The following is a 24,111-nucleotide window of genomic DNA, read 5'->3' on the forward strand; positions in this document are numbered from 1 at the left end:
CTCCTCCGGCGAGCGCACCTCGAACGCGGCGCCGGGCGCGGGCTCCGGGATCGGCTCCGCGAGCCGCATCACCCCCTCCGCGGGGTCGTACTCGTCCACCGGCACGGCGCCGCCCGCGCCGAGGACCCGGAAGGCGAAGCCGCGCACCAGCCCCGCGGGCGCGCCCCAGTCCTCCCGCACCCGCACGCTCCGCGGGTCCAGCGCCTCCACGACCGTCCCGCGGAGCGCGCTGCTGCTCAGCACCTTCGCGCGCCGGAGCCGCCCCTGCGGGTCGCGCGCCAGGCAGTCCGTGAAGGTGCCGCCGGTGTCGATCCAGACCTGCCAGGGGGATGGCTCGGGCATGCGGGAAGAGTGCGGGAGTGCGAAGTGCGAAGTGCGAAGTGCGAAGCGGCCAGGGTTCGGCTCCGCCCCAGCGGCATCAGAGGAGCCGCCGGAGCACGTAGAGTATCAGGCCGACCAGGGCGGATACAAGCAGGGTGGAGGCGAGGGGGAAGTAGACCCGGGTGTGCTCCCCCTCCCAGCGGAAGTCCCCAGGGAGGCGGCCGAGCCATCCCAGGCCGCCGTACATCAACAGGAGGCCGATCAGCACCGCCGCGATCCCGGCGGCGACGACCAGCAGCCCGAGCGTGCGCGAATCCATGCAGGCCATGGTGAAGTGCAAACGAATCGCGCCGGGCACCCCCGGAGGGCGCCCGGCGCGGGAACGGCCGCCCGGGGGCTGCTACCTGGGCGGGTTCACGTCCACGTCGGGCGTGACGACGGTCTGCGTGTCGGTGGTCACGTCCACGTCCGCGGCGTCCACGTCGTACGCCGGCGCCTGTCCGCCCTTGACGTCCACGTCCGGCAGCTCGCCCTCCTGCGTCTGCTCGGCGGTGCACCCGCCGATCACCAGCCCGGCCGCAAGCACCGGGACCCAGAAAAGCCTCTTGGCGCGCATGTATCGTCTCCTGTCTGTGAATCACGAACGAGCCTCTCGGACCCGCGGCAGTGCAACTGGTGTGCCTGAACGGGTCCCGGGCCGCACACGCTCCCCGGCGGTTGCCCCCGGGGCGGGCGCGGCCTACGTTCCACCCGGGAGCCGCGGCACGCGCACGGACGCGGCCGCCCTCCATCCGAACGCACCCGGAGCCGCATCCTGATGACCGACCTCCCCTCCCGTCCGCCCGCCGCACTGGACAGCGCGCGCGAGCGCGTCATCCGGGAGCTCTGCGAGCACTACGCGCACGACTCGCTCGGCGAGCGGCAGTTCGAGGACCGGCTGGACCGGGCGCACGCCGCCGCCTCGCTGCAGGAGCTGGAGGTACTGGTGGCGGACCTCCCCGCCCTGCGGACCGACGCCTCGCCCGCGCCGCTGCCGGCCGCCTCCGGCGAGGTGCGCGACCGGAGTACGGTGGTGGCGGTCATGGGCGGCGCGGTGCGGAAGGGGAGCTGGGTCCCGCCCCGGCAGCTCCACGCCTTCGCCATCATGGGCGGGGTGGAGCTGGACTTCCGGGCGGCCCGCTTCGGGAGCGGCGTGGTGGAGGTGACCGTGTTCGCCCTGATGGGCGGCGTGGAGATCACCGTCCCGCCGGGGGTGCGGGTGCAGGTGGACGGCATCGCCATCATGGGCGGCTTCGACGAGCGGGCGACCACGCCGCCGCCCACCGATCCCTCCGCGCCCGTGGTCCGCATCGGCGGGTTCGCGCTCATGGGCGGTGTGGAGGTCCGCACCCGCCTCCCGGGGGAGACCAAGGGCGACGCGCGCCGACGGGAACGGCTGGAGCGGAGGGAGACGCGGAGGATCCACCGGGGAGGGTAGGCCCCCACCCCGGAGGGTGCCGCAGCCCCTGCGCCTGCACAATGCGAGACCTCCCCCCAGGCATCCACCGCCTGGAGGGAGGTTTTCCGTTCTACCCTCTACGTCGCCCGGAGCCGGGAGCGCCGCTCCCGCCTACTGCAGGTCGCAGGGGGTGGGCCTTTCGCGCGCCAGGCACTCCGCCTCCGGGATGGGGAACTTCCTCGCCCAGGCGGCGGGGAGCTGGTTGAAGCGCCGCAGGTCGATCCAGCGGTGCCCCTCGAAGAGGAGCGAGTAGAAGCGCTCCCGGAGCAGCGCCGTCACGAAGGCCGCGTCGGTCGCCGGCATGGCGATGGGCGCCAGCCCCCCGGCCCGCTGTCGGATCAGGTTCAGGTCCTCCAGCGCGCCCGGCCGGTTCCCGGTGAACCAGCGGGCCTCCGCGCGCAGGAGGAGCAGCTCCTCGTTGGTGATGACCGGGATGGGGTCGGTGGGATCGTCGTAGATCGTGAACTTCAGGTTCGAGGTGAACCCCTGCTGCGTGACCGGCTCCACCACCTTCACCTTCTCCTGCACCCGCCGGTCCAGCGCCCCGCCCGGCTGCCGCTGGGCCTCGGTCATTACGGAGGGGTGGGCGAAGATGGTGCTCGCGACCAGGCCGTTGGAGGTCTCGCCCGAGCCCGTGCCGTAGACGTGGTACACCCCCCTGTCCAGCGGGGCGGTGGCGCTGACGAAGGAGTTCTCCAGCGCGGTGAGCGCCGACGCGTACTGCCTGCGGTACACCTCGGCGCGGGCCTTGAGGGCCCGGTTGAAGCTCAGGAAGGTGGACGGGGTGTTGAAGCCCGAAAAGCCTGCGCTCAGCGGGAAGGGGAAGCCGCCTCCCGCGGCCTGCAGGTGGACCGCCGCCTCGTCGAGCAGCTTCACCACGTGGGCGAGCCCGGCCGCCCGGTCCACCAGCTCCCCGGGGCCGGCGTCCAGCGGGCGGTCCACGTCGATCACCACCCCGGCCACGTCCCGGGTGTTGACGATCAGGAGGAAGTCGAGCGCCATGATCGTCTTGGCGAAACCCCGGATCGCCTCCTTCTGCGCGGGGCTGAACTCCCCCACCTGGTCCACCGCCCCCAGGAGGATCACCGCGTTCTGGATGTTGCGGTAGCGCAGCGCCCAGAGGTTCGCGCCGAACGCCGGGCTCCCCGGGTTCAGCTCGGGGGCCAGCATCTCGGTGATGAAGCGCGGATCGGAGGGATCGAAGTTGTACGACTCCCGCCCCAGGATCCCCAGGAGCGAGACGTACGCGTTCGGCGCCGAGATGTTGGCGCGCGCCCCCACCAGCAGCCCCGTGGCGGCGGCCCTCACCCCCGCGGGGGTGGGGTTGCTCCGCAGGTCCTCGATGCTCGGGTTGTTGTAGTCCGGCACCGTCAGGTCGCCGCACCCCCCCAGGAACGCCGCGCCCAGCAGGGTGGCGAGGACCGCGCCGCGCCAGGCGCGCCGGCCGGATCTCGAGTACGTTTGCATGTGCGTCTCCCTTGCTAGAAGCCCAGGCTCATGGAGAGCCAGATGCTCCGGCTCGGCGGGAAGGGTGCCACGTCGATGTTCCGCGCGATCTGCTGGTTCCCGAAGTTGCTCACCTCCGGATCGAGCCCGGTGTAGTCGGTGAAGGTGAGGAGGTTGCGGCCGCTCAGCGAGATCTTGGCGTCGTTCACCCCCAGGCCCACCCGCGACAGGGCACGCGACGGGATCTCGTACGAGAGCGACACCTCGCGCACCTTCACGAAGGAGCCGTCCTCGATGTAGGGGCGCGTCTCCCGGCCGAAGCCGATCAGCCGGCGGCTCCCACGGGTGGTGGTGATCTGGTTCCCGGCCTTGTCCCGGATGGGCTGGCCGGTCAGCGGGTCCACCCCCGGCTGCGGATCGAGGGCGAAGTCCGCGGTGTTCTGGCCGAAGTCGAAGAGCAGCTTCGTCAGGTTGATGATCTCGTGGCCGCGGTGCCAGTCCACCAGGCCGTAGAGCTGGAACCGCCCGAAGGTGAGCTCGTTGGTGAACGCCATCTGGAAGTCCGGGTTGGCGTCGCCCACCTTCTCGACCACCACCTTCCCGTCCCGGATCACGTTCGCCACGATCTGCGTAGCGGACTCCCCCTCCTCGATCTGGAAGGCGCCGAGCGCGGTGCCGAAGCCGCCGGTCCGGAAGGAGGGGACCGGGAGCTCCTCGATCCTGCTCCGGTTCGCGGAGAACGTCGTGCGGGTGAACCAGCTGAAGTTGTCCCGGCGCAGCGGGGTCGCTCCCAGCGCGATCTCGACCCCGCGCGTCCGCAGCTCGCCGCCGTTGAAGAACTGGGTGGTGAACCCCGACGAGGGCGCCACCGTGCGCTGCAGCAGGAGGTCCGTGATGCTCTGCTGGTACGCGGTCACCTCCAGGTTGGCGTTGCCGCCGAAGAGGACCACGTCGACCCCGCCCTCGATCTCGCGCATCCGCTCCGGCGTGATGTCCGGATCGCCGGCCACCGCCGCGCCCAGCGGGAGCACCAGCCCGGGGAGCCCGCCGATGTTGTTGGCGGCGCTGAGCGGGGTGAACTTCTGCCCGAAGAGCGGCTGGTTGCCGCTCTCGCCGTACGCCAGGCGCAGCTTCAGCTCGTCGACGCCGCGCCCGATCCCCGGCAGGCGGTACGAGGCGGACGCTTTCGGGTAGAGGAAGAATTTTTCCGTGTCCCCGTTGGCGCTGCTCTGGTCGGCACGCACGCTCCCGGTGAGGAGGAGCCGCTCGTCCATGAGGAGCAGCTCCTCCTGCAGGTAGAGCCCCAGCGTGCGCGTCCGGCGCCGCGTCTGGAACACCTCGATGCTGGTGGCGGCGTCCACGTTGCGCTGCCCGGCGACCAGGTTCCGCCCGATGTTCTGGAGGATGTTCAGGTCCTGGTCCAGGTACTGCACCCCGGCCGAGGTCGTGGCGGTGAGGTTGTCCCCGGGCGAGTAGGTGTGCACCAGGGCGGTGTTCGCCGTCAGGTTCAGGTTGCTGCTGGGGTTCAGCAGCGAGGTCCCGGGCTGCTGGTCGTCGTCCTCGAACTCCAGCTCCGGCGGGAAGAAGAGACGGTTCTCCTGCTGGAAGTAGTCGGCCCCGGCGTTGGCCAGGAGGCGCAGCTGCTGCCGTCCCGTGTCGATCAGGCCGACCTCCGCGTTCCCGGAGGCGATGGAGCGCCAGACCTCCTCCTCGTTGGTCATCAGCGCGATCGTCTGCAGCGGGTTGCTGCGCTCGAACGGGTTGTCCGGGAAGGCGTTCGTGTTGTTGTCGCGGCGCAGGTCCACGAAGTTGGGGGTGAACGGAAGCACCATGTAGAAGCTGGTGCCCGAGTTGTCGTTGTTGGTGAGCCCGCGCTCCGCCACCGAGTGGATCACGTTCCCGTTGAAGCCCACCCGGACGCGCGAGCCGAGCCGCTGGTCCAGGTTGAGGCGGAGGGACTGCTTCTCGTAGCCGGTGTTGTCGATAATGCCGGCGTCGTCCAGCCAGAGCCCGGAGACGAAGTAGGAGCCGTTGTCGTCCCCGCCGCGGATGCTGAGCGCCGTCTCGGTGGAGAGGTCCCTCCGCCCGGCGATCATCTCCTCCAGGTTGAACTGCTGCAGCGGCCGCCCGCTCGCGTCGAAGAAGTTGGCCGCGCTCGCGCCGAACGCGCCGACCGCCTCGTCCCGCGTCCAGTTCCGCATCCCCAGCGTGTTGGAGAGGGAGTACTGGCCGACCCGCTGCGTCACGCTCACCTGGGGCGCCCCGCTCCGGCCCCGCTTGGTGGTGACGATGATCACCCCGTTGCTGGCCTGCGAGCCGTAGATGGCCGACGCCGAGGCGCCCTTGAGCACCTCGATCGTCTCGATGTCCTCCGGGTTGATGTCCGCGATCCGGTTGACCGGCGCGTCCTGGGCGGAGGCGTTGGAGCCGGAGCTCGCCCGGGTGACCGCGTTGGCGCCCGAGGGGATCGCCACGTTGCTGACGACCACCCCGTCGATCACCCAGAGCGGCTCGGAGGCGGCGTTGATGGAGGAGACGCCGCGCAGGCTCACCTGCACCCCGCCGCCCGGGGCCCCGGAGTTGGTCTGGATGTTGGCGCCCGCGATCTTGCCCTGGAGCGCCTTCTCCACCGTCTGCGCCGGGGCTTCGGTCAGCTGGTCGGCGGTGACGACCGCCACCGCGTTGGGGAGGTTCCGCCGGGCCACCGCGGTGGCCTGTCCGGTCACGACGATCCCCTCCAGGTTCAGCACGTCCTGGGCGAGCCGGACGGTCACCTGGCCCTGCCCGGGGGGAACGGCGACGTCCTGCGCGACGTACCCGACCTGGCTGACCCTCAGGCGGACGGCTCCCGCAGGGACCGAGAGGGTGAAGTTGCCCTGGGGATCGGTGGTGGTCCCCCGGCTGGTCCCCGCGATCACCACCCGCGCATCGCCCAGGGGAGCGCCTCCCGCGGCGCTCACCACCTGGCCCGTCACCTGCCTCTGCTCCTGCGCGAAGCCGGCCAGCGGCACCGCCAGGAGCAACAACGCGAGCACAAACGTTTTCTTGACCATGATCCCTCCAGTAAAGGGCAGGAAGAAACAGCGACTCACCTGCGAGGCCGGTCCACCTCCTTTCGCCTGGTCGGGGCCCACTCCGACGGATGGGCGGAGAGGGACGGGGGGATCCGCGTGCGAGGATCCGCCGGTGCCTCCGTGCCGAAGGGCATTGATCCCCAACTTGCTGCGCTTTCGCCGCGCGGGCAAGGAGATCGTGGGGAAATCCCCCTCCGGCCCGCCGGGAAACGCCCGGGTGCCCTGAAAGGGGATCCACCACGGAGCGCCCTGCGGCCGCCCCTGGGACACGCCCGCACCTGGCGTGTAAAGAGCGCATATGGGGGACTGGCGCGCCGTCGATCCGGCGTTAGATTACCGCCACCTCGCCCCGCCCCTCCCCAGTCCATCCCCGCCGTCCATTCGATGTCGAGCGAAGCCGTCCAGAGGCTGATCTCCCTCGTCGGGCTCCTCGCGCAGCTCGGGGGCGCCCTGCTCCTCATCGCGCTCTTCGCCCTCCTCTTCCGCCACGGCCGCAGGCGGCGCTACTTCCTGTACTGGGGCCGGGCGTGGCTGGCGCTGGCCTTCGCGCTGAGCGTCCTGGTGGTCCGCTACCTCCTCCTGCCGGGATACCTCGCCGAGCGCGAGCTGATGGAGCCGGCGCTGCACCTGGCCTACCAGGCCGGGGAGCTGCTCCACCTGGCCCTCCTGGTGGCGGGGACCGTGGCGTACTGCTCCGGCTTCCGGGTCCGGGAAGGGGCCCCGTACGCCCTGGCGGCGATCGGGGCCATCTCCCTCCTCTCCGTTGCGCTGTCGCGGGACCTGACGGGGGTCCTGCTCTGGCAGAGCGTCGCCGCCGTGGGCGCGCTGGCGTACTGCAGCGCACGGTTCCTCCGGCTCCCTCCCTCGCGCCGCTCGCTGGGGAGCCGCGCCATCGGCGCCGCGTTCGGGATCATGGCCGCGCACCGGGCGGTGTACACGGCCGCGTTCGGCCTCTCGGCGCAGCTCGCCGCGCGCTCCGGCCCGCTCGGGCAGGTGGTGCAGTACGGCCCCTACTTCGACCTGCTCTTCCAGGTGCTGCTGGGGTACGGGATGGTGGTGCTGCTGATGGAGGACGCCAAGCGCGAGGTGGACGACGCCCACGCGGAGCTGGCGGTGGCGCACGACCGTCTCCGGCGCGACTCGCTGTACGACGCGCTCACCGGCTGCCTGAACCGCCGCGCCTTCCTGGAGCAGGTGGCGCTGGAGGAGGTGCGGGCCAGCTTCGGGACGGTGGTGATGGTCGACCTGGACAACCTGAAGACGGTCAACGACACGCTCGGCCACCGGGCCGGCGACGACCTGCTCCGGGCCGCGGCCGAGGTGCTGCGGCAGGCCACCCGGCCCAAGGACCGCCTCTTCCGCTGGGGAGGCGACGAGTTCCTGCTGCTGATGCCGGGGGCGCGCGCCGGGGTGGTGCAGCCGCTGCTGCAGGAGCGGATCACGCGGGCCGCCGGGGAAGCGCAGACCGGCTCCGTCCGCCTGCTGCTCAGCCTGGGGAGCGCCGACTACGAGGACGCCGAGGGGCTGGAGGCGGCGATCCGGGCAGCCGACGAGGCCATGTACGCGCAGAAGGCGCTCCGGAAGCAGCCCGCGGAGGAGCTGTCGGCGCGGTCGTAGCCTCCGCGCGGAGGTCGCGCGGTCACCCCTCTCCCTCCAGCGGGATCCGGCGGCCGTCCTCCCCGGCGAAGAGGTGGACGGCCGCGGGGGGGATCCCCACCTCCACCGTCTCGTCCACGCGCAGGGGGAGGTCCGGCGCCGTCACGGCCACCACCCGCGCCCCGGACGCCGTGAGCAGGTGCACCGCCTGCTCGCTCCCCATGGGCTCCACCACCGCCACCTCCGCGCGCAGCGTCCCCGCCCCGCCCCCGATCTCCAGCTCGTGCGGCCGGACGCCCAGCACCGCCGCCCTCCCTGCCCCCCCGTCGGCGCAGGGCACCGGGAGCGCGAAGTCCGCGCCCCGGAAGACGCACTCCCCCCCCTCGCGCACCAGCGTCCCATCGAAGAGGTTCATCGTCGGGCTGCCGATGAACTCCGCCACGAAGCGGTTGGCGGGCCGCCGGTAGAGCGTCATCGGGGGCGCCACCTGCTGGAGCACGCCGTCGCGCAGCACCGCGACCCTGTCACCCAGCGTCATCGCCTCCACCTGGTCGTGCGTGACGTACACCATCGTGGCCCCCAGCCGGCGGTGCAGGCGCGACAGCTCGGCGCGCGTCTCCACCCGCAGCCTGGCGTCCAGGTTGGAGAGCGGCTCGTCGAGCAGGAACGCCTGCGGCTCGCGCACCAGGGCCCGCCCCAGCGCCACCCTCTGCCTCTGCCCGCCGGAGAGCTGCGCCGGCCGGCGGTCCAGCAGCGCCGCGATCCCCAGCGACTCCGCCACCGCGTCCACCCGCCGCCGGAGCTCCGCCTCCGGCGTCTTCCGCATCCGCAGCCCGAACCCCAGGTTGTCGCGCACCGTCATGTGCGGGTAGAGCGCGTAGCTCTGGAACACCATCGCGACGTCCCGGTCCTGCGGGGAAAGGCGCGTCACGTCGCGCCCGCCGATGCGGATCCGCCCCCCCGTGGGAAGCTCCAGCCCCGCGATCATCCGCAGCACGGTGGACTTCCCGCTCCCGGAGGGCCCCACCAGCACCAGGAGCTCCCCGTCCGCGACCTCCAGGCTGAGGTCCCGGGAGGCGACGTGCCCGTTGGGGTAGGTCTTGTCGAGGTGTTCCAGGTGGATCGAGGCCATGGAAGTATTCTGGTCTACCCTTTGACCGCCCCCGCGGTCAGCCCCTGCACGATCCGGCGCTGAAAGACCAGCACCAGCGCCGCCACGGGCGCGGTCGCCACCACGGCGGCGGCGAGGATCTCGCCCCAGGGCACCTGGTACTGGCCGCGGAACAGGGCGATGGCGACGGGGACGGTCTGCCGCTCCGGGCCCAGGGTGAAGGAGAGGGCGAAGAGGAACTCGTTCCAGCAGTAGATGAAGGTGAGGATCGCGGTGGTCGCCAGCCCGGGGACCGCCAGCGGGAGCACCACCCGGGTGAAGGTCTGCCAGCGGGAGGCGCCGTCGATCCGCGCCGCCTCCTCCAGGTCGCGCGGGATCTGCCGGAAGTACCCCACCAGGAGCCACACCGTGAGCGGCATAGCGAAGGTGAGGTAGGGGAGGATCAGCCCCGGGTAGGTGTCGATCAGGCGCAGCTCGCGCAGCAGCAGGAAGAGCGGGCTGACGATGGAGATCTGCGGGAACATGGTCACCGCCAGGATGAAGCCCAGGATCGGCGCCTTCCCCGGGAAGTCCAGCCGCGCCAGGGCGTATGCCGCCAGCGCCCCCACGACGACGCAGAAGATCGTCGTCACCCCCGCCACGACGAGGGAGTTGCGGATGGGGATCCAGAAGTCGCGCGTGTCGAAGAGCGCCCGGTAGTGGTCCGCCACCAGCGCCCGCGGCCAGACGCCGCCCCCCTCGAAGAGCTCCGCCTCCGGGGTGAACGACGCCACCAGCGCCCAGGCGAAGGGGAAGGCCGCGAAGGCCACCAGCAGCGCCAGCGTGGCCGCCGCCGCCCAGCGCCCGCCGCCGCCCCTCACCGGTCCTCCCCGGCCAGGCTCACGCCCAGCCCGCGCACGTAGAGCATCGCCAGCGCGAAGGTGACCCCGAACACCACCACCGAGAGCGCCGAGCCGTACCCGAAGCGCAGGTTCTGGAAGAGCGTGTTGAAGGTGTAGAGCGCGATGGGCTCCGTGGCCGTCCCCGGCCCACCGCCGGTGAGGACGTAGATCAGGTCGAAGACGCGGAAGGCGTCCAGGGTGCGGAAGACGAGCGCCACCAGGATGGCCGGCTTGAGGAGCGGGAGCGTGACGTGCCGGAGCTGCCGCCACCGCCCGGCCCCGTCGGTCGCCGCCGCCTCGTACAGCTCCGCCGGGATGCTCTGCAGCCCCGCGAGCAGGAGGAGCGCCACGAACGGCGTGGTCTTCCACACGTCCGCCAGGATCACCGGCACCCAGGCCAGCGACTCGCGGATGAACCACACCGGCGGCTCGTCCACCACTCCGGCGCCCAGCAGCGCCGCGTTCACGACGCCCGCCTGCGAGTCGAAGAGGAAGCGCCAGAGCAGCGCCGCCACCACCGTGGGGATCGCCCAGGGGACGAGGACGGCCGCGCGCACCAGGCCCCGTCCGCGGAAGGCGCGGTTCATCGCCAGCGCCAGGAAGAGCCCCAGCACCAGCTCCAGCGTCACGGTGGCCACGGTGAAGAGCGCCGTGTTCCCCATCGCCCCCCAGAAGCGCCCGTCGCGGAGGATCTCGCCGTAGTTGGCGAGCCCCACGAAGGGCTTCCCGAGCCACGGCATGCGCAGGTCGTGGCGGTGCAGCGACTCCCACACCGTCCACGCCAGCGGGAAGACGGCCACCAGCAGGATGGTGGCGAGCGCCGGGGCGACGAGGGCGAGGGCGAAGCGGCGGTCAGACAAGCTCGTTCACCCCTGCACCTCCCTGATCCCCGTCTCCTCGATCACCCGCTCCATCTCCGCCGCCGCGGCCCGCAGCGCCGCCTCCGGCGCCACCCTGCCCACCAGCGCGCGGTGCAGGTGGATCTGCAGGATCTCCGAGAGCTGCGTGTAGATGGGGGTGACCGGGCGGGGGGTGGCGGCCTCCACGATCCGGCGGACCTCGGCGGTGGGGACGCCGAGCGCCCGGGCCAGGCGCGGGTCGTCGTAGAGCGCCGGCCTCGCGGGGTACTGGCCGGCCACGGCGGCGCGCTCCAGCATCTGCTCCGGTGCGGTCAGGTACTCGATCAGGCGGTACGCGGCCTCCGGGTGCGCCGAGTGGGCGTTGATGGCGAGCTGGGCGCCGCCGAGGGCGGCGGTGGGGCGCCCCCCCGGCGCGGCGGGCATCGGCGCGACGGCGAAGCGGCCGGCCACGCGCGACTCCGCGGAATCGTTCAGGAGCGCGACGGCGTACGGCCAGTTCCGCATGAACACGGCGGTGCCGTTCTGGAAGGCGAAGCGGGTCTCCTCCTCGTGCCAGGTGAGCACCTCCCGCGGGGCGATCCCCCCGCGGCGCACCTGGTCGCGCATGAAGCGGAGCGCCCGCACCGCCTCCGGGCTGTCCACCGCCACCCGCGCGTCCGGCGTCAGGATGGTGCCCCCGTAGGCGCCCAGGTACTCCAGGAACACCGTCACCAGCCCCTCGTAGCGCGCCCCCTGCCAGACGATCCCCCGCGAGGGCGGCCCGGCGCCCGCCCGCCCGCGGCGCGCCTGCTCGGCGAGCTGGTCCAGCGTCGCGGGCGGGGCGTCCAGCAGGTCGGTGCGCCAGTACAGCATCCCCACGTCCGCGAACCAGGGGAGGGCGTACAGCGTGTCGCGCCAGGTGTTGGCCTCGACGGTCGCGGGGAAGAAGTCCCCGCGCCGCGGGCCGAAGCGGTCCAGCGGGAGGATCCACCCCGCCGCGGCGAACTCCGGCGTCCACACCACGTCCAGCTGCAGCACGTCCGGCGTGCCCACGCGGGCGTTCAGCCACTGCACGTAGAGCTGGTGCCGCTGGGTGGCGTCGTCCGGAGTCTGCTGCACCTCCACGTCCACCTCCGGGTGGAGCCGCTCGAAGCGGGCGATCTGCCGGCGCAGGACCTCCCCCTCCCTTCCCACCGCGCTCCCGGACACCTTCAGCACGGTGCGCCCGTCGCCGCGCTCGCCTCCGCACGCGGCGAGCAGCAGCGCGGCCAGCGCGATGCCCGCGGCGGCGCGGGCGTCACGCAGGAGACCAGGCAGAAGCAGAGACAGGATCCGGAGCATGGGCACGCGTGGAGTGGAGCGGCCGGTCCGCGGGGGAGGCCCGCGGCGGCCGCTCCCGCGGGGCGCAATGGACGTGCCGTTCAGGCGGCTCTGCAACGGACTTCTCGTCGAGCCTGTGCCACCCCGCCTCCCAGGAAGCGATACACGGGTTCAGACGTATCTTGTCCTCCCCCGCCCAGCCGTCTATTGTAACCTACCTTCCCACGCCGCCGACTCCCCGAATGCCCGTCCGACACATCATCCGCCAGGGCGACAGCGTCTCGCGACTCGCGGAGCGCCACGGGCTCGCGCCGGACACCATCTGGAGCGATCCCGCCAACGACGACCTCCGCTCCAGGCGCGGGCGGATGGACGTCCTCCTCCCCGGCGACGAGGTGGTCGTCCCCGACCTCCGCCCGGGCGAGGCGGAGTGCGCGACCGGGGCCCGACACGAGTTCCGCAGGCTGGGCGTCCCCATGCTGTTCGAGATCCAGCTCTTCGACGAGCGCGGCGCTCCGGCGGGGGACCGCGCGTACCGGCTCGTGGTGGACGGCGGGGAGCACCGCGGCAGGACCGACGCCGACGGGCGCCTGCGGGAGTACCTCCCCAACACCGCCCGGCGCGGACGGCTCGCGGTGGAGGGGGAGCCGGAGCGGGAGCTGCTCTTCGGCCACCTGGACCCTGTCGAGACCCTCTCGGGCGTGCAGAAGCGGCTGACCAACCTGGGGTTCGCGTGCGCGCAGGACGGGGGCCGGATGGGGCGCGCCACCGCACAGGCGCTCGTCGCCTTCCAGCGCGTCTGCGGGCTCCCCGTCACCGGCGAGCTGGACGACGCCACGCGGGAGGAAGTCCGCGCCTGCCACGACGACCCGGAGCGGCTGCGCGCGCACCTGGAGCGCCCGCCCGCGTTCGGCTTCTGAGCGCCGCCACGCACCATGCCCCCTCCCAACCCCCAGCAGAGCGTCTTCGACACCCACGGCGCCTGGCTGCAGCCGTGCGGCGATCCCGCCGGCCCCGTCGCCGCCTTCAAGCTCGCCGTGTCCGCGTGGGAGGAGCTCCGTGCGCATATCGGCTCGATCGAGAGCCGGATCGAGGAGGCGGAGAGCCGCATCGGCGATCTCACGCCGACCGTCGAGCAGACCCTGAGGGAGGCGGCCGCCGTCAGGGTGGAGGACGCCGAGCAGGAGTACCTGACGCTGGAGCAGGCGGGTGCGACCAAGCACGACCTGAAGGGACCCGGAGCAGAGTGGGCGAGGCTGCGCAAGGAGAGAAACGGTCTCCTGGCCACCGCCAGGGAGAAGCAGGGCGAGATCGAGATGCTCGAGGCCCAGGTCGAGATCGACCGGCGGGAGCTCCAGGCGCTCGACGCCGGCATCCCCCCGCTCGAGGAGCGTCTGCGGAGGCTGAAGGACATCCTCGAGGCCCCCCCGTCCACGCCCCTGTCCACACCTCCGCTGACCGTCTCCCCGACGGGGCTGAACACCGGCGCCCGGCCGCCCCGCTACTTCCGGGTGCTGTTCTGGAACCTGGAGAACTTCACCCGCGACCAGCGGCCCCGCGGCTCGGCGCCCGTCGATTCCCTCCGCAACCAGGCGCGGGTCGCTGTCGTCGCCCACCTGGTACAGTCGCTGGGCGTGGACGCGCTCCTGGTCATGGAGACGGGGAGCGACGTCGGCACCGCCATGACGCACGTGGCGCGGCGGCTGGCGGAGGTGGAGATGCGGGGGACCGGGGACACGCGGTGGTGCGAGCCCCTGGTGAGCCCGGCCACCCACCCGGTGCCGCGGGTGCAGATGGACTACCCGCGCGTCAAGCTGGGGCGTCCCACCGGCGACCGCGTGCTGGCGCTCCAGCTCCTCTCCAACGTGTTCCGGATCGCCCCGCACGACTCCGCGCGGGAGCTGGCCGTCACCAGGGCGCAGATGGCGGACGCGTGCCGCATCCTGGCGCAGGCCTCCCCCGCCGTCCGGGAGCTGCGCTGGCTGCCCCTGTACCCCGAGCCGGCCGACGGCGACTGCGTTCGCCTCGGCAACGGCAACGACTGCCCCGGTCCCCCCTGGTTCTACGCGACGTGGGGCCGGCTGCTCCCCTTCACCTCCGCCGAGTCCAACTTCGCCGACGCCGTGGCGTGGCCGCTCCAGCGGCTCGGCGACGCCCTCAGCATCGGGCAGGGGCCGGCGTCCTGGGAGCAGGTGGCGCAGCTCCGGAACGTCGTCCACGCGTGTCGCGAGGGCGTGTCGATGGCCCGCCGGGGCAAGGCCCCCGCGGAGCTGGGAGCCCTCGTGGAGCTGGCGGAGCTGGGGATCCTCTTCGTGCTCAAGGCGTTCGGGGCCATGCAGCCCGAGTCCCGCCACGACCCCGTGTGGACCTCCTTCTCCTCGGCGGAAAGCTCGCTCCCCCTCCTGTCGTTCCTCTGCACCGGGGCGCAGCAGGTGCGGATGGCTTCGCACGACCGCGACCTCGGACCGCTCGGCGCCGCGCCGGACCAGGAGCTGGTCATGAACGCCCTCCGGCGGGTCGGCCTCGTCAAGTACAACCTGGAGACGTACGGGATGGTCTACCGTCCCTGGACCGCGGAGCTGCTGCAGCAGTTTTTCAGCGCCCCCTGCGCCCAGTTCGGCTTCGACGGCGAGGGGACCTACGGGATCATGAGGCAGGGCTTCCAGGGGGAAGCGCTCCGGATCCAGCAGGCGGACGACGTGCTCACCGGGAGGTCCGCGCTCCAGGTGTGGCTCCCCGCGGGCTCCGGGCGGTGGATCCCGCTCGCGCTGCACCACAACCGCTTCACGGGGACCGCCGAGATCAGGGAGATGGACGACCACGCCCTGGCCGACAGCCCCTACACCGCGGAGGAGAACGTGCTGCGGGCGCGGGCGCTCAGCCTGCTCGAGATCCTGAAGGCCGGTGCCGGCCAGCAGAACCCGCCGCTGGTCCTCGGCGACTTCAACTTCCCCACCCAGCTCCTGGAGGAAGAGCCGCGGCCCGATCCGAAGAGCCGGAAGTCGGTCCCCGCCTGGCAGCGCCGCGTCCTCATGCGGCGCGAGCTGCGGAACGGCACCCACCTCTGCGGCTACCTGCGGCGCACCGCGGGCGGCACCCACCCGCGCACCTCGCTCACGGCGTACGCCACCATCGCCGACGGGGGGGAGGTGCTCTCGCAGCCGTACGATGCCGTCTACCAGCCGTTCGACTTCCTGGGGGGAACCGCCGCCGTGCGGAGCGGCGTGGTCGCCGCGCTGCTCGGGCTGCTGCCGGACGAGCTGCTGAGGATGACCATCCACGCGCCCGCCCCGGACCTGGGGGAGAACGAAGACGTGGTGCTGGACGAGGAGGACGAGGGGACCGACGAGGTCGTGCAGACCGCCGACGATCAGGCCGACACGTCCGACACGGGGCGCGGCGGCCAGCAGGCGCAGCAGCTGCCGGTCTGGACCGCGCTGGCCTTCGAGATCCGGCGCGTGTACCGGTCGCTCCTCCGCCAGGCCGTCCGCGCGATCCAGGGCGGGACCGACTGGTTCCGGAGGGAGGTGATCGCCCAGGCCGACGCCCAGCAGGAGGCCACGAGGCGGGGCCGTTCGGGAGAGATCGACGCGATCGAGAGGAAGCTGAAGGCGCTCCTGATGCTCACCGAGGTCGACGCCCTGGACCGGATCGTCCGGGAGCGCGCGGACGCCCTCTACGGTCTGCTCCTGAACACGCCTGCGGCGGTCCTCACCCTCCAGGACGACCCGCTCGATGCCTGGATCACCGCCGCGGAAACGGTGCTGGACCGGCCCCGCCAGAGACCGCCCAGGGACGTCGCCAGGCTCGCGGCCACCCTCAAGCGCGTGCGGCACCAGCTCCGCACCCTGGAGCAGGACCCCCAGCGGCGGCTCTGGATCGCCTACCGCGCGGTGGTGAGCGACCACCTCCCTGTGGTGGTGGAGATCGACCTCCAGCCGTCGTAGCGGGAGGAGCGAGATTTGCTCCCTCCCGGCTCCCCGCCTGTTGCGCGGGGGCGGCCCACCGGAACCGGAGCGACGATGCGCAGACTGGTCCTGTTCGACATAGACGGCACGCTGCTCACCGCGGACGGCGCGGGGCGGCGGGCCTTCCACGACGCACTGGTGGCGGTCTTCGGGACCACGGGGCCCATCGGGGACTACTCGTTCGCCGGGCGCACCGACCCGCAGATCGCGCGGGAGCTGCTGTCGGCCGGCGGGGTGGAGGCGCGGGAGATCGAGCTGGGGATGGAGGGGCTCTGGCGGGCGTACCTGCGGAACCTGGAGCGCGAGGTCGCCCGGATCGAGGTGCGCGCGCTCCCCGGGGTGCACGCGCTGCTGGAGCGGGTGGAGGCGGAGGGTGGGGACGTGGTGCTGGGGCTCCTCACCGGGAACGTGGCGGAGGGAGCGCGGCTCAAGCTGGAGCGGGCGGGGATCGGGTTCCGTCGCTTCCGCGTGGGGGCGTTCGGATCGGACCACGCCGACCGGCCGGAGCTCCCCGCGGTCGCCGTCCGGCGCGCGGAGGCCCTCACGGGGCACCGCTACCAGGGGAAGGAGATCGTCATCGTGGGCGACACCCCGTTCGACATCTCCTGCGGCGAGCACCTGGGGGTGCGCACCATCGCAGTGGCGACGGGCGGCCACCCGGCCGCCGAGCTGGCCGCCTGCGGCCCGGACCACCTCTTCCCGGACCTGTGCGACACCGCGGCGGTGTGGGAGGCGATCTCGGGAGAGTGAACCGGTCCACGAACGATCCGGGCTCCCGTGCGGGGACCGATTCTTGAATCCCATCCGTCCGTTTCGGCGCCCCGACGCCACGATCCACCCGAGCCGGCGGCAGCCCCGTGACCGAGATCCGTGCCCGCACCTGGACGGAGCTGACCGAGCACCTCTACGAGGGCTCCTACCGGCGGGAGATCGGCCGCGACCGCTCGCCCTTCGTGTTCCGCGGGCTCTCCGACGCGCGCAGCGACCTCACCACCAGCCTCAACCGGCTGGGCGGCGACTACGCGGCCATGGAGCACCACCTCCTGCGCAACTTCCGCAAGTACGCGCGCCGCACCGCCGTGGAGCACGACTCGCCCTGGAACTGGCTGGCCGTGGCGCAGCACCACGGCCTCCCCACCCGGCTGCTGGACTGGACCTTCTCCCCCCTGGTGGCGATGCACTTCGCCACGCAGGAGCTGGCGCGCTTCGACGTGGACGGGGCGATCTTCGCGATCGACTTCACCCGCGCGCACGAGCTGCTCCCCGACGCCCTGCGGAAGCTGCTGCGCCAGGAGGGGAGCCAGGTGTTCACCGTGGAGATGCTGGACGAGGCCGCCCCGTCGCTGGCGGACCTGGGCGAGCTGTCGCCCGACGACCTCCTCCTCTTCTTCGAGCCGCCGTCGCTGGACGACCGCATCGTCAACCAGTTCGCCCTCTTCTCGCTGATGTCCCGCCCCGCCGCCTCGCTGGACCGCTGGACCGAGGCGCACCCGGAGCTCTGCCGCAAGGTGGTGATCCCCCGGGAGCTGAAGTGGGAGGTGCGTGACAAGCTGGACCAGGCCAACGTCACCGAGCGCGTCCTCTTCCCCGGGCTGGACGGCCTGGCGCGCTGGCTGAAGCGGTACTACACCCCGCGGGACTCGCTCGGAGCCGAACGGGAGGGCGGCGGCCGAGTGGACGCCGACGAGCACGGGCGGCTGCCGGGGCCCGACCGCCCCTGACCGGCGCCCGATTGTGGACGGCCCCGGCGGGGCCTACGTTGTCGGGCACGACCCGCCCTCCTCCCCGACGACACACGCATGACGCCCACCCAGACGGCAGGCACCGAACGCGCCGCGCGGCTGCACGCCGCGCTCCACCGCTTCCCCGCCGCGCTCTTCCAGTTCGACCCGCGGATGCCGGAGGGGTGGCTCTCCGACCGCTACTTCCTCCGCACCGTGCAGACCCTGGCGCACGCCGGGCGCGACCCGGACGTGACCTTCCAGGTCTTCGCCAAGGAGCACGGGGTGGCGGCGGGGCTGTACGAGGCGATCCGCCTCCTCCAGACGCAGCTCGCCCAGGGGTACTCCCCCGCCGACGTGCGGGTGGACACCCTGCTGGAGGGCGACCCGGTGGTGCCCTGGGAGCCGGTGCTGCACCTGCGCGGCCCGTACCGCGCCTTCGGCCACCTGGAGACGCCGCTCCTGGGTGTGCTGGCGCGGCGCACGCTGGTGGCCACCAACGTGCGCGCCGCCATCGAGGCGGCGGCCGGGAAGCCGGTGATCTTCATGGCGCCGCGGCACGACGACTGGCGGGTGCAGACCCCAGACGGGTACGCGGCCCAGGTGGGGGGCGCGCGGAGCGTCTCGAGCGACGCGGGGGGCGCCTGGTGGGGGACGCGGGGGATCGGGACGATGCCGCACTCCATGATCGCCGCCTTCGGGGGCGACGTGGTGGAGGCCACCCTGGCCTTCGCGCGCTACGTGCGCGACTGCGAGCCGGGGGTGAGCATCGCCAGCCTGGTGGACTACTGCAACGACGCCGTCACCGACGCGGTCCGCGTCGCCCGCGCCATGCGCGCGGAGTTCGGGGACGGGGTGCTCTCCTCCGTGCGGGTGGATACCAGCGAGCGGCTGATCGACCGCTCTTTGATCGACGACCCGGAGGTGTGGGGGCGGGAGCGGCTCACCGGCGTCAACGCCTGGCTGGTGCGGAAGATGCGCGATGCGCTGGACGCGGAGGGCTTCGGCTACGTGGGGATCGTGGTGAGCGGAGGCTTCACCCCGGCGCGGATCCGCGCCTTCGAGGCGGCGGGCGTCCCGGTGGCGGCGTACGGCGTGGGGAGCAGCCTCCTGGGGCACAACGCCGGGAGCGGAGGGCTCCTCTCCGGCTTCGACTACACCGCCGACGTGGTGGAGGTGGACGGAGAGCCGCAGAGCAAGGTGGGCCGGGGCTTCCGCCCCAACCCGAGGCTGGTGACCCTGGACTGGGAGGAGATCGGCGGATGAGCGCGCGGATCGGCTGGATCGTGGACGTGCAGAACGACTTCATGCTCCCGGACGGGCGCCTCTACGTCCGCCACCTCACCGACGCCTCGGACGCGGGCGCCGTCCGCGCGCGGGAGCGGATCGAGGAGGCGGTGGCCTGGATGCAGGCCAACTGCGACGTGCTGGTGTACACGGGCGACTGGCACGCCGCGGGCGACTCGGAGATCGACGCCGTCTCCCCCGACGCCGCGAAGGGGACCTACCCCCCGCACTGCATGGGGCTCTCGGACGACCCGGAGGAGCGTCGCGGCGGCGACATCCTGGAGTCGGTAGCCCCGGAGGACCCCGTCGTCCTCCCCCGCGGCGCCAGCCCCGAGTCGGCCCGGGAGGCTGCCCGCGCCGCGATCCGCGAGGGCCGTCCCATCTTCGTACAGAAGGAGCGCTTCAGCGTCTTCGAGGGGAACCCCGGCGCGGAAGCGCTCCTGGACGAGCTGGCCTCCCTTCTCCGCGAGCCGCTGGAGATCGTGGTGGCCGGCGTCGCCCGCGACGTGTGCGTCACCCAGGCCGTGGACGGGATGCAGCAGCGCGGCTACCGCACGGTGGCGCTGCGCGACGCCACCTGGGGGCTGGGGCTGGAGGACGAGGCGGCGACGCTGGAGCGCTGGGCCCGCGGCGGGCGGGTGGTGACGCTGGACGAGCTGCGGGCGGAGACGGACCCGGGGGCCGTCCCCCGGCCCCGCGAGCCCTGAGAGGAGGTCGCTCACCGAGCAGGACTCGGTAGGCGCATGCCTGGCGGGCAGCGGTACGCTGCCCGCCAGGCATGTACGACAGCTATTTCAGGGCAATCGCGGTGAGCTTGCCCGTACTCTGTGCGATGATCAGCTTGCCATCCTTGCTGACCGCCAGGTGGCCTCCGGCAGGATATGACCAGGTGGCACGCCGCGCCGCCATGTCGATCGCATAGGTGCGCCGGTTCGAGCTCACGAAGAGGATGTTCTTCGTGGCAATTACGCTCCCCTCGGCCGTCTCACCTGCGGGTAGAGGCCATACCCAGAGATGGGATCCGTCGCTCTCCTTCCGCGCCTCGACCTGGGTGCCGTTCCAGACGTAGAGCACCTCGTCCGCCACCGTCACGTTTCTGCGGTACTGCCCCTTCACCTGCCATCCGATGGAGCGATTGGTCAGGTCGAAGGAGAGGAGCCGGCCACCCTGTGTGACGAGCAGGTTGTTCCTGCTCCCGAGCGCCGGGGATGCGGACACGTCGTAGCCCCCCCAGCTGAATCCGGGATCAGCGACCGAATAGGAGAGGGTGCCGGTAGCGGCGTCGTGGACCGTGAGGGTGGTCGTGTATGCGTAAACGAGGTTGTCCCTCACGGCCGGCGACCACCCATCGTACTGGGCCGTGTTCGCGAACCATCGCCGCGCACCGGTTGTCGCGTCGAACGCGTTGAGGCCGCCGTAGTAGCCTCCCGCGGTGTACACGGTGTTCCCCACGACGACGGGAGCGTACCAGCGCGACCACTGGTTGCCGTAGCCCGAGCGGAACTGAAGCGACCCGGTGGCGGCGTCGAACGCGTGCACGTAGGAGTCACCGTGTCCGCCTGTGGCGACGTAGACCCGGTCGTTGCCGAAAGCGGGCGGGTGCGCCGAGTGGATGCTCCCGAACGAATAGCTCCATCTCCGTGCCCCGGTGCCGAGATCGAACGCGAACGCCTTCTGGTCGCCGAAGTAGAGGTTGTTGCTCACGTACACCCTGCCTCCACCCTCGACCGGAGGATTGAGGGCCCCGCCGCCTGTGTCGACGTCCCACAGGACCTTGAACACGCCCGGATCCACCGTGGCCGAGACCGCGCCCGTGTGCAGCGGACCCCCCTGGTGCGTCGCCCACTCCGTCGTGTGCGACCAACTCGCACCGGGCTTCTGCAGCACGACGACGGTGGTGGTGGCGGATTTGTCTTCGACGCTGGCCTTCAAGGTCGCGGTGCCTGCGGAGAGGGCGCTCACCTTTCCGCTGCCGTCGATGCTCGCCACGGCCGGCGTCGCGCTGCTCCACGAGACGCCTCGGCCCCGGATGGTGTCGCCGTTGATGTCGAAGAGCAGCGCCCGCAGCTCGCCCGTCTGGCCGGTGTACAGCGCACCTTCGGCAAGTGCCCCGCCGATGGCGATCCGGTTCACTGGGGTGCTGACGATCGCGTAGGTGCCACCCCGTGAGACACTGCCGCTCACCGTGTTCGTCACCGTGTCGACGCTGCTCTGCCGCACCAGGTTCCACCCTCCGTTGACGTACACGTAGAGCTGGAGGCTCGACCTCGGGAGGCTGTTCGGGATCTTCCCGGGATCGAACCGGATCGAGAGCTTCGCCGGCCTCCAGAGGGAGAGCGTGCTGGGCGCGATCTCGATGGCGGTTCCGGGGACGCCCCGCGGGTCCTGCGCAATGGAGGTCGCGGGTCGCAGCAGGATGGTGGTCGCCTCGCTCAATGAGCGCGGCTCCACCGCCAGCGTGGCGAGTCCGCCCTTCATGGTCACCGTTCCTCCGTCGGCGCCGATCGGCCCTCCAGCGAAGACGTTGAGAGTCAGTGAGCCGGACTTTTTCCCGACCGCCGCAGTGATCACGACGGGGCCCGCGCCGGCGGCGGTGACCAGTCCCTTCGGATCCACGGACGCGATCGCGGTGTCACTGGAGCTCCAGGAGATCTTCCTGTTCGAGACTGCACCGCCAGTCTCGTTGAGCGGAGTGCCGATCAATTGTACGGTCGTCCCGGCGAGGATCGGTCCGGCGGGGGCTCCGGTAACGGCGATGGAGGCGACGCCGGCGTCCTCCGGGCCGGACGTATCGCCACAGGCGGTGTTCAGCGAGGCGACTGCTACGAGGGCGCAGGTGAGCGCACGGCGGATCGAGCGATGAAGGTCCATGCAGGTAGCCGGTAGTCGGGTGGTCTCAGAGAGAGAGATGGATTTGCGCGGGGTGTCCACCCCGCAGGGGTGCTCTGCGGCCCGGGGCCTCCGGGGTCGCAGCTCACGAGAAAGGACGGTTGGACGGGAGAGAAGGTGGGTCGGAACGAGACTGAAGATGGAGATTAGGACCGAGACGCTCGAGCGGACCCGGGCGCTCACGCGCAGGAGCATCCGGTGGGCGACGGAGTCCCGGCGCCCGCGTCCGTACCGCCGCGCGCTCAGCTACTGGCGTACGCGAACGGTCACGGTCTCCTCGTGGTCCATGGCTACTGCAACCCCATCGATCAGCCCTGGAGAGAATTCACGCTGCTGGAGCGTCTGAGCGACCCATCTGTCCACCTCCGTATCGCCCGAGCCCGTAAGCACCTGCGTGCCCTGCACCCGCCCCTGCGCGTCCACGTGCATGCGCACCCGCACCGGCTGGGCCTTCTGCAGCTGCGTGGCAGCCGGAGCGATCAGGCTGAAACGGGTGCCTGACTCGGGGGGGCATCGTTCGGAGTAGCCGATCTGGTAGGCAGCCGTCCCACCCGGCTGGAGCAGCAGGCGGACAGTGCCGGGGCCGCTCACCCGCGGGCGGAGGTGCTGGCGCAAAAGCGACGTGAACGCGTCCACCTGCCCCTGGGGCAGCCAGTAATCGATGGGGTGCAGGCGTGAGATGCGACCGTTCGCGTCAAAAGCCATCGGAAGTATGTACTTGACGAAAACGCCCCGCTCCGGACCTGAACCGGGCGGGGCGTACCTGTTCTAACTGTTAAGCCCGCCGGCTCACTCGCTCAACTCCTCCACCCAATCCGGCACCGGCACTCCCGCCGCTTTCGCCTGCCTCTCCAGTACCCGGCGGATCTCCCGTAGCGCCTCCGCTCTCTCCTTCGGCGGCAGGAAGTCCACCAGCAACGCCACCGCCGCGCGTGCGGTCGGTCCCGTCACTACGTCCCCGCGCTCCGCAGCCGTCCGGAGATACCACGCCGTCAGGCGTGCCACGGTCGTCGGCTGCGGGTCTGTCCCGTCCAAGAACGCTTGCAGGCCGGGACCGCTCATCCCGATCTCGCGTGCCGTCGCGCGGAGGCCGTGCGCCTTCCTCGCCTTCGCCGCTGCGTTCCTCAGTGTCTCGACAGACACGCCGCGTTCAGGGCTAGGCATTGTGCCTGCCCCACGCGGCGCTTATGCTTCCGCGTAAGATTCGTAAGATTCTGGAGTGGGTACACTCGGGAATCTGCGGAGGCACATGGGGAAGCGCAAGCCGGACGCGGGCGGGGAAGAAGAGAGCGCACGACTCAGATTGGAGCGGCTGCTGCCGTTCGTGCTCACGATGTACGCGGACCGGCTCCCCCGGAAGAAGCGGACGCGGGGAATCATTCGGATGCTGGACACGCTACGGGAGATCATGGGGGAAGACGGCGGGACCGTCCCCTACACGATCCTCTATCCGTTGGCAGCGGCGAGGGAGGCCGAACGCATGGGGCGCATGGACGGACTCACCCCGGACGAAATGCTAGGCGCTCTGGACTGGCTTCTAAAGGATCTCCCGGAGGAAGAGAGGCCACGGACACGCCGGGCGCTTCTGGAGCACTTCCGGCTAACGCTGGAGCGGGAAGGCTACCCGGTGTCCGAGTGGATCCTGATAGGGCAGGAGAGGTACGGCCGGTGGGGAGACGGACCGGGGGAGATCCCAGGCGAGCCGCCAGGACCGGGGGAAGCGTGACCGGGGAGCCGAAGCGCGGGAGTTGGGATCCGCTCCTGACTGCCGCCATGCTGGCGTTTGAAGTGACGATCCGGCGCGGCGAGCGCACCCGGAAGATGGTCGGATTCCTAGACGGCTTCGTGCGTGCGCTGCACAAGGCCGGACAGGTCCCGCCCCGTTGGATCGTGTATCCGCTCGCGGCCTACAGGGAATCCCTACGCTTGGGCCACCTGGACGGGGTGGCCCCGGCCGTGGCGCTGGAGCTGCTGGATTGGATGCTGCGGGGGTTGCCGGAGGAATCACGGCGCCGTGCGCTGCGCGTTATGTTGGAGCACGTCGCGCAGACGATGGGAGAGGCAGGGTTCCCCCCGCCCGATTGGGTGCAGGCTGCTTGGGAGCGGTGGAGAGAATGAAGGAAGCGCGGGCCGATCGTGGCCCGCGCGTCTTCGGTGCTG

The 24,111-nt window shown here is 71.7% G+C and carries 22 protein-coding genes; 10 read left to right on the forward strand and 12 right to left on the reverse strand.

What is annotated here, in order from left to right:
- The 3 genes from VGR37_11675 to VGR37_11685 all read right to left on the reverse strand — a co-directional run.
- Positions 1–342 (reverse strand): hydantoinase/oxoprolinase N-terminal domain-containing protein (locus VGR37_11675; GenBank protein HEV2148053.1); only part of this gene is annotated, 342 nt, incomplete at its 3' end.
- Positions 343–418: 76 nt separating this feature from the next.
- On the reverse strand, positions 419–640 hold the full coding sequence (locus VGR37_11680; protein HEV2148054.1) for a DUF2905 domain-containing protein: 222 nt from the start codon (positions 638–640) through the stop codon (positions 419–421).
- Between the two features lie 81 nt (positions 641–721).
- On the reverse strand, positions 722–937 hold the full coding sequence (locus VGR37_11685) for a hypothetical protein (GenBank protein ID HEV2148055.1): 216 nt from the start codon (positions 935–937) through the stop codon (positions 722–724).
- Positions 938–1,138: 201 nt separating this feature from the next.
- Here VGR37_11685 and VGR37_11690 point away from each other — a divergent pair, with 201 nt between their 5' ends.
- Positions 1,139–1,798 carry a DUF1707 domain-containing protein gene (locus VGR37_11690; GenBank protein ID HEV2148056.1) on the forward strand — a complete coding sequence of 220 codons (660 nt, stop codon included), beginning with the start codon at positions 1,139–1,141 and terminating at the stop codon, positions 1,796–1,798.
- Between the two features lie 132 nt (positions 1,799–1,930).
- Here the strand turns inward: VGR37_11690 and VGR37_11695 are convergent, their stop codons facing one another.
- Both VGR37_11695 and VGR37_11700 read right to left on the reverse strand, forming a co-directional pair.
- Complete coding sequence (locus VGR37_11695) at positions 1,931–3,286, reverse strand: RagB/SusD family nutrient uptake outer membrane protein (GenBank protein ID HEV2148057.1); 1,356 nt, start codon at positions 3,284–3,286, stop codon at positions 1,931–1,933.
- 14 nt (positions 3,287–3,300) lie between these two features.
- Entirely contained in the window at positions 3,301–6,318 is a 3,018-nt protein-coding gene (locus VGR37_11700) for a SusC/RagA family TonB-linked outer membrane protein (protein HEV2148058.1), read from the reverse strand.
- A 405-nt stretch (positions 6,319–6,723) separates the two neighbouring features.
- On the opposite strand from VGR37_11700, the gene VGR37_11705 reads away from it, so the two are divergent.
- Positions 6,724–7,956 (forward strand): GGDEF domain-containing protein, encoded by a 1,233-nt coding sequence (locus tag VGR37_11705; protein ID HEV2148059.1) that lies wholly within the window; start codon positions 6,724–6,726, stop codon positions 7,954–7,956.
- A 22-nt stretch (positions 7,957–7,978) separates the two neighbouring features.
- Here the strand turns inward: VGR37_11705 and VGR37_11710 are convergent, their stop codons facing one another.
- Genes VGR37_11710 through VGR37_11725 form a run of 4 tightly spaced genes read right to left on the reverse strand, consistent with a single transcriptional unit; the run spans position 7,979 to position 12,107 of the window.
- Complete coding sequence (locus VGR37_11710) at positions 7,979–9,067, reverse strand: ABC transporter ATP-binding protein (GenBank protein ID HEV2148060.1); 1,089 nt, start codon at positions 9,065–9,067, stop codon at positions 7,979–7,981.
- A gap of 14 nt (positions 9,068–9,081) precedes the next feature.
- Positions 9,082–9,906, reverse strand: a complete 825-nt coding sequence (locus VGR37_11715) for a carbohydrate ABC transporter permease (protein ID HEV2148061.1) — start codon at positions 9,904–9,906, stop codon at positions 9,082–9,084.
- Positions 9,903–10,787, reverse strand: a complete 885-nt coding sequence (locus tag VGR37_11720) for a sugar ABC transporter permease (protein ID HEV2148062.1) — start codon at positions 10,785–10,787, stop codon at positions 9,903–9,905. Before VGR37_11720 ends, VGR37_11715 begins: the two co-directional genes overlap by 4 nt.
- 6 nt (positions 10,788–10,793) lie before the next feature.
- Positions 10,794–12,107, reverse strand: a complete 1,314-nt coding sequence (locus VGR37_11725; GenBank protein HEV2148063.1) for an ABC transporter substrate-binding protein — start codon at positions 12,105–12,107, stop codon at positions 10,794–10,796.
- A gap of 221 nt (positions 12,108–12,328) precedes the next feature.
- Here VGR37_11725 and VGR37_11730 point away from each other — a divergent pair, with 221 nt between their 5' ends.
- From VGR37_11730 to VGR37_11755, 6 genes are all read left to right on the forward strand, one after another.
- Positions 12,329–13,006 (forward strand): peptidoglycan-binding protein, encoded by a 678-nt coding sequence (locus VGR37_11730; protein HEV2148064.1) that lies wholly within the window; start codon positions 12,329–12,331, stop codon positions 13,004–13,006.
- A gap of 15 nt (positions 13,007–13,021) precedes the next feature.
- Positions 13,022–16,033, forward strand: a complete 3,012-nt coding sequence (locus VGR37_11735; protein ID HEV2148065.1) for a hypothetical protein — start codon at positions 13,022–13,024, stop codon at positions 16,031–16,033.
- Between the two features lie 75 nt (positions 16,034–16,108).
- Positions 16,109–16,804, forward strand: coding sequence for a haloacid dehalogenase-like hydrolase (locus VGR37_11740; GenBank protein ID HEV2148066.1), 696 nt, complete (start codon positions 16,109–16,111; stop codon positions 16,802–16,804).
- A gap of 107 nt (positions 16,805–16,911) precedes the next feature.
- Positions 16,912–17,775 (forward strand): FRG domain-containing protein, encoded by an 864-nt coding sequence (locus VGR37_11745; GenBank protein HEV2148067.1) that lies wholly within the window; start codon positions 16,912–16,914, stop codon positions 17,773–17,775.
- Positions 17,776–17,853: 78 nt separating this feature from the next.
- Positions 17,854–19,041, forward strand: coding sequence for a hypothetical protein (locus tag VGR37_11750; protein HEV2148068.1), 1,188 nt, complete (start codon positions 17,854–17,856; stop codon positions 19,039–19,041).
- Complete coding sequence (locus VGR37_11755; GenBank protein HEV2148069.1) at positions 19,038–19,769, forward strand: isochorismatase family protein; 732 nt, start codon at positions 19,038–19,040, stop codon at positions 19,767–19,769. Before VGR37_11750 ends, VGR37_11755 begins: the two co-directional genes overlap by 4 nt.
- A gap of 82 nt (positions 19,770–19,851) precedes the next feature.
- On the opposite strand, the gene VGR37_11760 is transcribed toward VGR37_11755, so the two are convergent.
- The 3 genes from VGR37_11760 to VGR37_11770 all read right to left on the reverse strand — a co-directional run bounded on the left by VGR37_11760 (position 19,852) and on the right by VGR37_11770 (position 23,094).
- Complete coding sequence (locus tag VGR37_11760) at positions 19,852–21,993, reverse strand: PQQ-binding-like beta-propeller repeat protein (protein HEV2148070.1); 2,142 nt, start codon at positions 21,991–21,993, stop codon at positions 19,852–19,854.
- Positions 21,994–22,197: 204 nt separating this feature from the next.
- Positions 22,198–22,656, reverse strand: a complete 459-nt coding sequence (locus VGR37_11765) for an energy transducer TonB (protein HEV2148071.1) — start codon at positions 22,654–22,656, stop codon at positions 22,198–22,200.
- Positions 22,657–22,740: 84 nt separating this feature from the next.
- Entirely contained in the window at positions 22,741–23,094 is a 354-nt protein-coding gene (locus tag VGR37_11770) for a hypothetical protein (GenBank protein HEV2148072.1), read from the reverse strand.
- Between the two features lie 106 nt (positions 23,095–23,200).
- On the opposite strand from VGR37_11770, the gene VGR37_11775 reads away from it, so the two are divergent.
- Positions 23,201–23,677, forward strand: coding sequence for a hypothetical protein (locus VGR37_11775; GenBank protein HEV2148073.1), 477 nt, complete (start codon positions 23,201–23,203; stop codon positions 23,675–23,677).
- A complete protein-coding gene (locus VGR37_11780) occupies positions 23,674–24,069 on the forward strand; it encodes a hypothetical protein (protein HEV2148074.1) in 396 nt (131 codons plus the stop codon). Before VGR37_11775 ends, VGR37_11780 begins: the two co-directional genes overlap by 4 nt.
- Positions 24,070–24,111: the final 42 nt, after the last annotated feature.

The organism is Longimicrobiaceae bacterium (genome assembly GCA_035936415.1).
Classification (GTDB): domain Bacteria; phylum Gemmatimonadota; class Gemmatimonadetes; order Longimicrobiales; family Longimicrobiaceae; genus JAFAYN01.